The sequence below is a fragment of the Candidatus Poribacteria bacterium genome, from assembly GCA_016866785.1.
GTDB lineage: Bacteria > Poribacteria > WGA-4E.
The window spans coordinates 1-13156 of record VGLH01000042.1 but is presented as its reverse complement, the minus strand read 5'-3'; the positions used below and the strand labels follow the sequence as shown (position 1 = coordinate 13156).

The 13156-nt window shown below is 64.5% G+C and carries 11 protein-coding genes; 1 reads left to right on the top strand and 10 read right to left on the bottom strand.

The window, feature by feature from the left end:
- The first annotated feature begins 43 nt into the window (after window positions 1-43).
- Entirely contained in the window at window positions 44-1210 is a 1167-nt protein-coding gene (locus tag FJZ36_07970; GenBank protein MBM3214834.1) for a hypothetical protein, read from the top strand.
- A gap of 82 nt (window positions 1211-1292) precedes the next feature.
- On the opposite strand, the gene FJZ36_07965 is transcribed toward FJZ36_07970, so the two are convergent.
- The 10 genes from FJZ36_07965 to FJZ36_07920 all read right to left on the bottom strand — a co-directional run bounded on the left by FJZ36_07965 (window position 1293) and on the right by FJZ36_07920 (window position 12939).
- Complete coding sequence (locus FJZ36_07965; protein ID MBM3214833.1) at window positions 1293-3218, bottom strand: hypothetical protein; 1926 nt, start codon at window positions 3216-3218, stop codon at window positions 1293-1295.
- A gap of 12 nt (window positions 3219-3230) precedes the next feature.
- Window positions 3231-5372 (bottom strand): VWA domain-containing protein, encoded by a 2142-nt coding sequence (locus FJZ36_07960; protein MBM3214832.1) that lies wholly within the window; start codon window positions 5370-5372, stop codon window positions 3231-3233.
- A gap of 44 nt (window positions 5373-5416) precedes the next feature.
- Window positions 5417-6028, bottom strand: coding sequence for a type II secretion system protein GspG (gene gspG / locus FJZ36_07955; GenBank protein ID MBM3214831.1), 612 nt, complete (start codon window positions 6026-6028; stop codon window positions 5417-5419).
- Complete coding sequence (locus tag FJZ36_07950) at window positions 5941-7011, bottom strand: inositol-3-phosphate synthase (protein ID MBM3214830.1); 1071 nt, start codon at window positions 7009-7011, stop codon at window positions 5941-5943. The genes gspG and FJZ36_07950 overlap by 88 nt, the downstream gene beginning before the upstream one ends.
- Before the next feature lie 36 nt (window positions 7012-7047).
- Window positions 7048-7401, bottom strand: coding sequence for a hypothetical protein (locus FJZ36_07945; GenBank protein MBM3214829.1), 354 nt, complete (start codon window positions 7399-7401; stop codon window positions 7048-7050).
- 38 nt (window positions 7402-7439) lie between these two features.
- Window positions 7440-8666 (bottom strand): tetratricopeptide repeat protein, encoded by a 1227-nt coding sequence (locus tag FJZ36_07940; protein MBM3214828.1) that lies wholly within the window; start codon window positions 8664-8666, stop codon window positions 7440-7442.
- A 141-nt stretch (window positions 8667-8807) separates the two neighbouring features.
- A complete protein-coding gene (locus tag FJZ36_07935) occupies window positions 8808-9836 on the bottom strand; it encodes an RluA family pseudouridine synthase (protein ID MBM3214827.1) in 1029 nt (342 codons plus the stop codon).
- Entirely contained in the window at window positions 9833-10690 is an 858-nt protein-coding gene (locus tag FJZ36_07930) for a hypothetical protein (GenBank protein ID MBM3214826.1), read from the bottom strand. The genes FJZ36_07935 and FJZ36_07930 overlap by 4 nt, the downstream gene beginning before the upstream one ends.
- Window positions 10691-10774: 84 nt before the next feature.
- Window positions 10775-11938: an iron-containing alcohol dehydrogenase gene (locus FJZ36_07925; protein MBM3214825.1), complete on the bottom strand. Its 1164-nt coding sequence runs from the start codon at window positions 11936-11938 to the stop codon at window positions 10775-10777.
- A gap of 95 nt (window positions 11939-12033) precedes the next feature.
- Window positions 12034-12939 (bottom strand): hypothetical protein, encoded by a 906-nt coding sequence (locus FJZ36_07920; protein MBM3214824.1) that lies wholly within the window; start codon window positions 12937-12939, stop codon window positions 12034-12036.
- Window positions 12940-13156: the final 217 nt, after the last annotated feature.

Below are 13156 nucleotides of genomic sequence, written 5' to 3'. Positions count from 1 at the left end.
TCCTGTGCATTCGACTGGGTGAGGACGCCCAGCCGCGACAGCCATGCGCGAGCACCGAACTGGAGTTGATGTCATGCCCAAATCCACGCATCGTGTCGGGGTGTTGTTGACTACGTGCGCCGTCGCCCTGTTGACCGCCCGGATGGCAACAGGGGCGGAGCTCCGCATTGACGACTCGAAGACGTTCAACATCGGTCTGCGCGTTCAGACCCGCGCCTTGTGGTTGGAAGTCGACACGGTGAAAGGCGGCGATCCCGACAACGCCCGCATCGATTTCGAGGTGCGGCGAGCCTACCTGCTGATGAACGGCAACATCGACAAGCGCTACGAGTATGCCGCGACGCTTGCCGCCGATGGCGCAGGACGCGCTGGCGTGAGCTCGCCGGACATCGGCCTCGGATCGGGCCTCGCCGTCCGCGACGCATGGGTTGGGATCCAACTCGCGCCGGAGGCGAAGCTCCTCGTCGGCCGCATGCTGGTTCCGTTCTTCCGTCAAGTCGGCACTGCCTCCACGGGCTCCCTGCATAGCATGGACCTGCCCACGTTCCAACTCGGCGGCATCCAGCCGGGACGTCGAGTGGCGCGAGACGATGGCGCCATGCTGATGGGCAACATCAACGGCGGACAGGTGCAATACAGGATCGCCGTCATGGACGCAGGTGACCGGGTTCCCAAGAGCAGCCTTCGGATCGCCGGACGGGTAACGCTCGATCTGATCGACAAGGACCCTGGGTTCTACCGTTCCATGGCGACGATTGACGGCAAGCGCGTGCTATCGCTCGGCGTCGCGGCGGATCGCCTGCCGGACTTCGAGCCGGGCGTCGACCATTTCGGGATCGTCGGCGATGCCTACTGCGCGATGCCGGTCGGCAATTCGACAATCGTCATCGGCGAGGTAGACTTCGCGTCAATCGATCAGGACGACACGCGCTATACCGGCACGTACCTGCTCGGGATCGGCAGTCTCTACCTCCGCAAGGCGGCTCCCGTGGTTGGGAACCTCCACCCGTTTGTGCGTTTCGAGAAGTTCACGCTGGCAGACGACGTGAAGACCCCCACCAATGATGACACGGAGATCGGCGTAGGGATCAACGTCTACCCGGGCAGCAAGGGGCAGACCTGCAAGGCGACCGCCGAGTTCGTCAGAACGACGCCCGCCGTCGGCGATGCGCGTTCGAGCGCGCTGGTTCAGCTACAGCTCTCCTACTAGCTGACCGGTTCCGCACCTGCCTGAGGCCGTCTGCGGCATGCTCGGCGAGGTTCGGGCATGCCGCAGTACGCGGACGCGGCGACTAGAACTGCTGTCCGGTTCCGATGCTCCATGCCCATCCTTCGTCGGAGGCATCGAATCGGTAGACCCCATCGACGCGGACGATGGGAGACTCCGCGAACCTCAGGAACGCGAACCGCACTCCGACTCCTGCCGACCGCTTCGGATCATCGAGTCGCAGTCCGCGGCTCCATATGTACCCATGGTCATAGAAGGCGACCGTCTGTACGAGCACGCCCAACCACGTCAGCAGCGTCCTGCGGGCTTCCAGATTGGCGACAGCCCGGCGTGTACCGCCGAACGTGTCGCGTCCGTAGCCTCGCACGCCCCGCAGGTCGTCCAGGACGAGAGAGAAGTCGTCTGTGGTTCGGCTGCCCAAAGTCGCCTCCAAACGGGCAACGACCGCGTGGGACGCTTGCCGACGCAGGAACACCCGCGATTGAGCTCGGACGATGGTGTTCTCGTGACCCGTCGGCGTGCCGAAGTCGCCAGCGACGACATAGGACGACGACACCGACGCATCTCCATCCCACAGGAGACCGGAGGGTTGGCGATAGGCGAACGCCCCCCTCAAAGCCGGTCTCAACTCGTCGCGGATGTTGGCAGCGACGCGGGCTCCGCCGCCGAGCGATGCCGTGACGGCGGTACCGATGCCGATGTCCTCGATTCTGCCCAGCCGGTTCACGTTGCGCTCCTGGACGTACTCCACTCGACGCCATGTCGCGTCGATCCCAGCCAGGTATTCCGAATGCAGGGGCACGGAGCTCGGTGAGAACCGCAGCCGGTCTTCGCCTCGCGCAGACGCCCATACCGTTGAGCCCTTGACCGTCGGTACGGCCGAGAACCGTAGCACGTGGTCCGTATCGCGGTGGTACGCCCAGAACGACAATCGGAGCTGATTCTGAGGCGCGCCAACGGATCGAGTGGCTTCAGCGTACTGAGCCTTGAAGTGACGCTCCCATTCCCGCACGAGCACTTCGCCTTCCCGCACGCGGTCGAAGACGGCGCTCTCGACGGCGCGGAAGTCGAAGCCCCATCGTGTGCGAAGCGAGTAGAAGGGATGCGAGAGCCGGAGTTCCCACGACTCGCGGTCGGTTCGCGTCAGTTGCGCATAGCGCGCCTCCATCTGCCACCGAGACTGGAACGCGTTCGGATCGACCATCGCCAGGCTGATACGCCCGCGACCGCCTGACGTGACGCTACCGTCCGACACGACGCCTGTCGTGTCCCATCGGTAGCCGGCTACCCACGCCTGTCCGGACCCAAACACGTTCGAGTCCGCCACCGTTGCCTGAAAGCCGATATCGCCGTCGAGCAGGTCCGAGAGGCTGGAGTCGTTCGCGTCGACCACACGGAAGCGCGGCACGAACGACCAGAGATCGTCAACCCAGACCTCGATGGTCACTGCGTTTGTGTTGGGATCCGCCGATGCGGCGATGTGCACGTCGCCGAGGTAGGAACGAGAGCGCAAGATGCGTTCGCTCTCCACGGCGTCTTCGGCGTGGTAGATCATGCCCTGCTGAAGCATCAACTGCCGCCGAATGACGTCTTCGCGCGTCTTTCGCAAGCCATGGATCACAATGGAACCGATCCTGCCCTCGTCCACGGTCACGCCCACGTAGTATCCATCGTCGAGGACACGCGGCACGAGCTCCATGACGCGGGCAAACGCATAGCCGGCGTCATAGTAGATACCCATCAGCCGGCCGAGCTCGGTGCGCAGTTCATCTTCGCTGTAGGGAACGCCCTCGAGGCGCGACAGACCCTCGCGTATCTCAGCGCGGAACAGCGCGTTGCCTGACACGGTCACTCGGCGAAGGATGCTCCGGTCGCGGCTCTGGGCGTCGGCATCGCCGACCGCGATGGCGAGTTGCGCCAGCATGAGCGCGATAGTCACGAGGATGAGCCGCGATGAACCCTGGCGGTCGACCGTCTGGGCTGGACGCACGGGCGTACTCCGCTATGCCCCGCGGGCTGGCGCCGGCGAACTCGGCAGGTTGTCTTTGCGCGACTCGATCCGGTGGGACACCAGGGACTCGATGAGCAGGAGAGCCAGTGCCGCGAAGATCAGAGGACGCCACAGCTCGCGCCCGGATCGCCGCTCGCGCAGGATTGCCGACACGTCCGGGTCAACGCCATCCGTCGTGGCGTCGAGCCAGGTGGCGCCCCCGCGCAACGCGGCGGCGACCATCTCGCGAGATGCGGGACTGAGGTCCGACTCGTCGGCTGGGAAGGCGACCGTGAACCATTCGGCAAACGCGGACGCCTTGCCGCCGGAACCGGGTCCCAACCGATACATCCCCGGGTCGCCCGTGTCGGCAAAGGATATCGACGCCCCATCCTCCGAACGGGGAATCGTCCGGGTGTCTCCGCGAGGCGTGGTCACCGCGACTGTGACGGGGTCCGTCGCGCCCATTTGCCTTGTGTAGACATCGCCGACTTCGAGGGACGACTTCGGGCGCGAGAGGTCGCGAGTGCCGTGGAATACAAGCTGCTGGACAAGCGGCACAAAGAACGGCGTAACCGGAAGATTGGACCATTCGCGACCCGTCGCCGGCGTGTTGACGGCGATCACGCGTCCAGACCCGAACTGAGAGGCTACGATGGCTGGGTTCCCATCGGCGAACGACGCGAGCACATCGGAACCGTCGCGCGCGCCTAGGCGATGCGCTGCCTGAAAGTCAGGCGATGTGCGGCGGAGCCATGACTGTGGCTCGAACACGGCAAGCGGGTGCGCCGCCGATGTCAGACCCGTTCCCTGAGGCGAAGCGCCCAGGCTCAGCTTGGTGGGAGGCGTGTAACGCGTGATGCCTTCGGACTCCACCGGCATCCACGGAGCCGCTCCAACGGCAGCAGGAGAGGCGGAGGGGCCCAAATAGACGATGCACGTGCCGCCAGCCATGAGATAGCTTCGGATGCGATCGACGTCACGCGAGTCCGACAGCGTTGGGTCGACCAAGACCACGGCGTCGCGAGCCGATAGGTCGAGCTGCGCGAAGGCGGAGGATGGAGCCGTCGATGGACGAATGGCAGCCCCACCTTCGACGCTTTGCAGGCGTTCAGGGTCCAGCGCCAAAGCCATGTAGAGCTCGCCGGAGCCGGTGACCAACACGTCGAGATCGCCTTGGACGGAGGCGGTTGCCGACCGTGTATCGTCGGAGGACAGCCGGTCCTCAGCCAGACGCGCGACGATCCGATGGGTTCCCGCAGCATCGAACGTGTGAGAAACGTGTTCCACGATCTCCGATCTCGGGGGCAGCCGCACGACCCTGGATGCTCTCACCTCGTCGTCCACGAGTAGTTCGAGCGTTCGGTCGCTGAAGGCGGCGTCTCCCCAGTTGCGTACCTTCACGGCGATCTTGGAGGGCAGATTGACCACGGGCTGCGGGGCGCTCAACTCAACCGAGACGATGCTCGCGTTCGCGGTCTCAGCGTCGCCGACATGAACCAGGTACGTCTTCACGTCCTGGGTATCCAACGCGAGCGAATCCCAGCCGGTTTGCGCGAAGTCACTGACGATGTAGAGCTCGCGGTGCCGGAGCGACGACCGATCGAGTAGCGACAATGCCAGTTCGATGGACGCCTCGGGTCGAGTGGATCGAGCGGTGACTTCGGTAGAACGAATCGCCTGCCTCACGTCCGCGAGCTCGGTCGTCGGGGGCTCGAACAAAGAATCCGCCGAATCCGACATCAGGATCAGCGCGACTTCATCGCCCGTTTCCAGGGATCGGACGATGTCGTCCGCTCGCTGCCTCGCGAGCTCCATCCGTACGCCAGTAGCTCCCTGGTAGGACATGCTGCCCGAGACGTCGAGCACGATGGCGACCGCCGCAGGATCGCGAGTCGTAGCGAGCCAGCCGCCGGCGTGCAGGATCGGTCTGGCGAGCGCCAAAGCCGCGAGGACTAGGACTAGTGCCCGCAACGCCAATAGGAGCCACTGCTCGAGCTGTAGTCGGCGAACCGTCTTTCGGTGGGCTTCGAGCAGGAAGCGAAGCGTGCTGAACTCGACGGTAGCCGCCTGCCGACGGCTCCAGAGATGGATGAGCAGCGGTACGGCAGCCGTCAACGCGCCGAACAACAGAAACGGATTCAGGAAGCCCATGCACTCACGAGCTGTCGGATCTCAGGAAGGAACGGCGGGACCAATCAGAGCTCGTCTCGACGGAGCCACGAGACGATATCCTCGGCATCGCCACGTCCGCCACTGACGCCATCGGAGCCGTATGACAGCAGATCATACGTGAACGTGCCGTGGATTCCGGGACGGCGGTAGGCGTACGGGTTGCCCCACGGGTCGGCAACCACCGGCGTGTCGATGTAGGGTCCTTTCCAGTTCGGCGGCACGGGTGCGCCGACGGGCGATTCCCATAGCGCCGCGATGCCCTGATCCGTGGAAGGATAGTCCCCATTGTCCTTGGCATAGCGGTCCAGCGCGAACATCAGGTGTTCGAGCTCTTCGATGGCCTGCTGGCGCTTGCCGTGCTCGGTCTGCTGGAAGAAGCGAGCTGTCGCGACCCCGCCTCCCACCAGCAGGACGATGATGCCGATCCAGTAGACTCGTTTCACATGAACACCCTCACGCCCATCCTCAGCGTCAACCCATCGTAACAGCACCAGGTGACGGGCGCAATGGGAGCGCGCGCCGGCGCGCTCTCGCCCACCTCGCGCGGCTATCTGCCTGCGATGAAGCTCTCTACCATATCCAAGGCTTCGGCGTCCGTGTACTGGATCGGCGGCGACTTCATGAAGTACGCCGATGGACCGATCAGCGCGCCGACCACACCGCGATCACGCGCTAGCTGCGCACAGCGGATCGCGTCGATGGCGACGCCCGCCGAGTTGGGGGAATCCCACACCTCCAGCTTGAGCTCGATGTTCACGGGCACGTCGCCGAACTCCCTGCCCTCGATGCGCAGGTAGCACCACTTGCGGTCTTGGAGCCACGGCACGTAGTCGCTGGGCCCAATGTGGATGTTCTCGGGTTCGATCTTGTAGTCGAGCTGGGACACCACGGCGTCCGTCTTGCTGATCCTCTTGGACTCGAGCCGCTCGTGTTCGAGCATGTTCATGAAGTCCATGTTGCCGCCGACATTGAGCTGCGACATGCGCTCGACCTTGACGCCTCGGTCGTTCATCAGGCGCGCGAGAACCCGATGAACAATCGTTGCGCCGACCTGAGCCTTGATATCGTCGCCGACGATGGGCAGACCACGGTCCGCGAACCGTTGGCTCCATCGCGCGTCCTTGGCGATGAACACCGGCATGCAGTTCACGACAGCCACACCGGCTTCGAGCGCCTGCTCCATGTACCAACGCACGGCGCGCTCGCTGCCGACCGGCAGATAGTTGACGAGCACCTGGGTTCCGCTCTCGGCGAGTACGTCCGCAGCGCGCACGGGAACCGACTCCGATTCCCGAATCGTCTGCTTGTAGTACTTGCCCAAGCCGTCGAACGTCTCGCCCCGCTGAACCATCACGCCGGTCTGCGGGATGTCGGAGAACTTGATCGTATTGTTGATGGGAGCCACGAGGGCGTCGCTCAGGTCCTTGCCGACCTTCGTATCGTCGACGTCAAACGCCGCGACGACCTCGACATCCGAGATGTGGTAGCCGCCCAAGCGTACGTGCATCAGCCCCGGCACGAACTCGCCATCGCGCGCATCGCGGTAGTAGTGCAGCCCCTGAACCAGGGACGAAGCGCAGTTCCCAACGCCGGCAATCGCGATCTTCAACTTCGGCATTGCGGGCTCCTCTGAATCCATTCGGTTGGTGGAGACCTATTCTGAGTTTGCGGCGACCGTGAAGCCGCCGATGAGAGTCACCGTCGCACCATACGTCAGTAGCTTTGCCTGCGGCCCGCGCAGACCATCCGGCGTCGCGTGCTCGCCGTGTCGAGACCATGCCTCGTTATTGCTGTCGATGTCGCGCCACAGCGATATCCACGCGTAGTCGACCCGCGCCTTGGCGACGCCTGGCAGGCTGCCGCGATACCCTCGAAGCAACTGGACATCGAGACAGCCATCGAGCTCGAGTGTTGCCGGTATGAACTCGTCGCACATGAAGCGCTCGAACTCCAGGCTGTCCACCTCGGGCTTCAGAACGATGGTGTGGATTGCTCGAAACGGAGCCATGCTCTGACCTCTCGATGCCTTCTGCCGCTGCCCAACGATCAGTTCGACTGGAGACCGTACGCCCATCGAGTCTCTCCGGTCGACTGGACGATTCGGACCGGCATCCCTGGTCTTGCCCAGCGAGTGAGCTCAGACCAATCCTCGTCGGCGATCATGACGCGTCCAGAAGTCGACGCGGTTCGCAGCGTATCGAGCGCTGCGCCCGGAGCGATGCCGAAGCCGCGCAGGTTCAACTCGATCAGAGCGGGCCCGGGTCCATCGGCGCTCAGGACACGGACAGCTCGCACCGAGAACGACCCGGCTGGCGTCGGCGTTGCCGGCGCGCCCACCGCTGCTGGATAGTACCGTACAACCGCGCCGCGACGCATGAGCCGGATGCATCTGCCCGACACATCCACTTCGAGCGAGAGGTCCTTGGGTGGTAGGCGCAACACGTCTCCGACATCCAGTCGGTTGGGGTCTTCGAGCCACGGGTTGTGCGCTACGACGTCCGCGATTGCCAAGCCGGCTCTCGATGCGATCAGCGCCACGCTGTCGCCCGAGACCACCGTACGCTGCGCTCCGCCTTCGGTCTGCAATGCGAGCAGGTCGATGGCACCCAACGTACGCGCCGCCACGCTTACCAACTGTGTGTCGGAGGCGTTTCTCAGCGCTGTCCGGTATCGATCGCGCGCCGTGTCCATGTCGCTTCGTGCCTGTGCGACTCGCCCCACTCCGAGAGACGCCCACGCCACCCAAGGCGATTGCGGGGCGTGCCGCGTGGCGTCCGCGTACTGGTTCAGTGCTGCATCGAGGTCGCCGGCTTCGAAGGCGCAGTCGCCCAGTCGTACGCACGCCTCAGCGGATCGTTCCGGGTCAGACCCGACCAAGACGCGCAGCCACGCATCTCGAGCCGTCGCGCAGCCTTCGAGCTCCTGCGACAGTCGCGCGTAGTGGTAGTGTGCGTCCTCGATGTGTCGTCCGTCCGAGTGTGCGGAGATGTAGTCCGCGACCGTCGCGAGGCGTCCTTCTGATTCGGACTCGATGGCCGCCACAGCCCGCGCCCAGTGTTCATCGTCGCGCCGAATGCCGCACTGGCGTATCCCGATTCCGAGGCACAACGCGACGACCACGGCGAAGCCGCTCTGCCACGCCAGCGTTCGCCTGTGTCGGCGTTGTTCGATGGGCAGCCTCGACCGACGCAACGTCGGCTTGCCGAGAGACTGCTTCCAGTCCCTGGGCAACTGACCGTGTGATCGTGGCGCATTCCGACGGCGTCGCTGCATCGGTGGTCCCTACGGTGGGAGGGCATCGGCATGGAACACCGGTCGTCCGCAGACCGCGGCAGGACGGATGCGGATGTTATATACCCGCGATCACCCACCGTCAATATGCGGCAGTCGACGCCGCCGAATGCGGATGTGGGCTCAGGAGGCGGAGCCCGACAGGGAACGCAGGAGCGTCAAGAACTCGACGAAATCCGCTGGCGCGGGTGCATGGAATGTCATACTGACCAGAGTACTCGGGTGAACCAGTGTCAACTCGCGCGCGTGGAGCATCTGGCGATCTGTCCGATGGAGGGCTGGAGCCAGCAACGGATGCGCCTCAAAGTCTGCGCCGGTTCTACCGCCGTAGGTCGGATCGCCAACGACGGGGAACCCGAAATGGCTCAGATGGACGCGTATCTGATGGGTTCGCCCGGTCTCGAGACTCACCGATAGCAGGGAATAGCCGCGGTCCGAGCCGACATGGGCGAACGCCTCCGCGACGGTGAATCGCGTTACCGCGTCGCGGGTGCTCACACCGCCGACAGCCATTCGCTTGCCGTCGCGAACGCTTCTGCCCAGCGGTGCGTCGATGACCCCCGATGGCGGCGGTACGCCGCGCACGATCGCGGAGTAGGTTCGCCGGGCGGTGTGCCTGCGGAACTGCTCCTGGAGGGACCGAAGCGAAGCCTCGTCCTTGGCGACGACGAGCACTCCGGAAGTGTCCTTGTCCAGTCGATGGGCGATTCCGGGTCGGATCGAGTCGCCGATGGTACCGAGGTCTGGGCAATGCGCCAGCAGGCGATGGACCAGCGTTCCAGTGCGCGCTCCCGGCGCAGGATGGACAACGACCCCTGGCGGCTTGTTGAGGACGATGATGCTTTCGTCCTCATGCAGGATGCCGAGGGGAAGGGGTTCGGGAGATAGATGGGATGGGCGCGGCTCCGGCAGCCGCAGACCGATCACATCGCCGGATCGCAGGCGTAGGCTGGATTTCGCTGGGCGTTCGTTGACCTGGACGTGCGAATCGCCGATGAGCTGCTGAAGGCGAGACCGGGACAGATGGGGCACATGCGCTGCGAGGTAGACGTCGAGGCGCGACCCATCGTCGCCGTCGGCGACGACGAACCGGTCCGGGAGGGCGGAGGCGGGATCCGCCGAATCTCCCGGACCGTGTTCCCACTCGTTCACTTTCGGAGCGGGCTCCAGCTTTCGCTGATGATCTGCCACGTGCCGCCATTCTGCACGAACACCAGCGTCTTGATGCCCCGGTCGGAGTACCTCGGTCGGAGGTCTCGGGGACGTGACCACGCCGAGAACTCCTGCTCGAACGTGGCGATCATCCGGTTTGAGTCGGACGCGACGCGGAAGTCGCGGACGATGACTTCCATGCGCGCGTACTGTCGAATGAGCTGAGCCATGCGAGTCCTGAGTTGGCCAGTCGTCAGACGTCGCTCCGCCAACTTGCCTCCGTTGGCGACATTGATACGGAGAATCTGGGCGTTCGCATGGTACTTGCGCATGTACCCGTTCAGGTCCGCCTGCTGCCACGACTGCCGCCATGCATCGACCGCCATGGCGACCTCGCCCTCCATGTCGCGGGCTGGCTTCGCCTCAGCGGTTGACTTGGCGGCGCTGACTGCCTCTCGGACCCGCGCCAACTCCGCGTCGAAGTTGTTGAACCGTTGCGACACCTGCTGCTGGGTCGCGTTCAGCGTCGTCTCAACGCGGTCCACACGTCCGGTCAGTGCCGCTACCTGCTCGCGGACCTTCGTGCCCTCCACCTGCAGCTTCGCGACATCCGCCTCGAGCTGATCGACTCGCGGATCTCGCCCGATGGGAAGCTCTGCCACGGCCTGTTCGTCGTCGACCGCTGTTGTCGGAGCGCCCATGATGTCGTCGGCTTCGAAGCCGTCATCGCCAGTCGCCTCTAGCAGGACGACCGGCTTCTTCGAAGCGCAGCCAAGCGGAGCTATCACGGCGATCGCCAACAGGGCGACCGCCCACACGACGATTCCTTTCTTCCCAATGCGATGACTCATCATGGCGTTGCGCGCCTCCTCGTCTCGTGCCTTGCCCGCCTTGCCCGGGACGAATCGTCTAGAGCTTCTCGATGGGAATAACGAAGCCTAAAGAACCTGGCGGTACAGGAATTGGAGATCATCGGCGGTCACAGGACGCGGATTCGTCCAATGGCAACCGTCCGCGTGCGCCGCCCTGGCGAGCGTTTCGACGTCGGGGTCCTTCACGCCGGCTTCCGAAAGGCTTCGAGGAATACCCACGCGGCGGGACAGGTTCTCGATCCAGTCGATGGTCACGTCTGCGGCGTCTCGGTCCGGGACGCGATCCAGTTCGAGGCTGAGCGCCTTGCCGACATCCGACAGCTTCCTCGACGCGTGTCCGGCGTTCCATCGAAGCGCCGTTGGGAGAACGATCGCGTTCGCCAGCCCGTGATGGAGTCCGTGTAGCGTCGACAAGGGGTGCGCCATCGAGTGCGCGACCCCCAACCCCTTCTGGAACGCCGTCGCGCCCATCGACGAAGCGAGCAGCATCATGCCTCGCGCTTCGATATCGGCTCCATTCTCGACTGCGCGCGGCAGATACTCGCCGCACAGCCGCAGCCCGTGCAGAGCTACGGCGTCGCAGAAAGGATGGAAGTTGATCGAGAGGTACGACTCTAACGAGTGCGTCAGCGCATCCATGCCGGTTGCGGCGGTGAGACGCGGCGGCAGCCCGACGGTCATTTCGGGATCGAGGAGCGCGACATTCGGCATCAGATGCGGACTGAAGAGCACCGTCTTACGACCCGTGGCGACGAGGGTGATGACGGCGCTGCGGCCGACCTCGCTTCCGGTCCCGGCTGTAGTGGGGATCGCCAACATCGGAGGTACTCCGCCGTGCGTCTTCTTCCACCCTTCGACGAGCTCGTCGTACTCGTGCAGCGGCAGGTCGTGCGTGGCGCGGAGTCGAATCGCCTTGGCGACATCCAAGGCGCTGCCGCCGCCCAAGCCGATGATGAAGTCGCACGCGGCATCGCGGAAGGCAGCCGTACCCTCATCGACGTTCTTTTCGATGGGGTTGGTGTCGACCGAGTCGAACAGGTCCCAGCAGATTCCGCCGGCAGTGAGGAGGTCGCACACAGGCGTGTGGAGGCTGATCGCCGTGATGCCGGGGTCCGTCACAACCAGGACTCGGCACGGAGACCACTCAGCCACGATCGATGGCAACCCGCTCAGGGCTCCGGCGCCGAACACGACACGCGTTGGAAAGGAAAATGTGGCTGGCACCCGGATGACCCCAAGTCGATGTTCGTTGCGGAGTTCGCGGGCATGGTAGCACGACCCGCGAAGGGCTCTCAAGGCGCGTCCTGGATCGCCTGGGCCCTGCGTCAGCAGAGCATTTCGAGCGAGTCCGGCAGCGTCGCCAGGACGGCGTCCATGTACTCGACAGCGCCAGCAGCGTGCGGTCCCGACACATGAGAGCGGATGAAGTCGTGGTTCCAGCGCCGCAGTGAAGCCAAGACCTCCGGTCTCAAGTCCTGTAAGACCATCTCGACCTGCTCAGGCGTCACATCGAAACGAAGCGGCGAACCAGCGCCGGTGACCAACCTCACCCAGAGGCGACAGAGGACCATGCGCGCCGTATCACCCAGTTCGTCCGTGGGGTAGTCTCGGATGAAGAGCTCGTGCGGCGGGAAAGCAGAGAACAGATCCACGCGCGCCGCGAAGGCGTCGAGCTGCGCGTGAGCAACGGTCAGTCGATCCAGGTGATCGATGGGCATCGACTGCGCCACGTCGGTGAACCGGGGCACGGGCGCAGCAACACTGACTCTGCACTGGACAATGTCCCGTGCGACCAAGTCCTCGATCCCGTTTAGCAGGTCGAGCTCGTCAATCGCCCTGAGCGGAGGCGAGAGAGGGTTCCGAAAGTGCAGCGACTCACGGACCTGGACCGCCCTTGCGACGACCACGTTCAGACGCCTGTCGCCCTCGGCGTACAGCCTCGTTACGCCCTCTCCGGCGAGCAGCGCAACCCCTTGGTCGAGGGACCCGGCGCAAGCCTCCAGACCGATGCTCACGCGCGCCGTTGCCGACTGCAGGGCGACGGAGCCGATCGTTCCGACCGGCGAGATCAGAACGAGCGCGTCGGCGCGCACCGACGCCAGTGCGCCGATACCGCGTGTGATCTCCTCGATCTGAACGTTCGACAGTCCACCCGATTCGATGCCCGCACGCACTGCGCGCGCGAGAAAGGGCTCCTCCGTCTCCGCGAGATTGACCACGTGCCCTGGCATGGATTACGGTTTCCGCTTCGTCGCCGGTGGGAGCAGAACGTCCACGGAGTCATTGTCGAGATCGGTTCCCGGGTCCTCGCTCGTGCCAGGTTGGTGATCGTCGTCGTCGACCTCATCGTCATCGGCGGCGAAATCCTCGTCCTGAACGAAAAGGAACCTCAAGGTCTGGCGGAACAGGTCCGGGTCCGCTGCCCAGACGAGCTCGCCCATGAGCCGA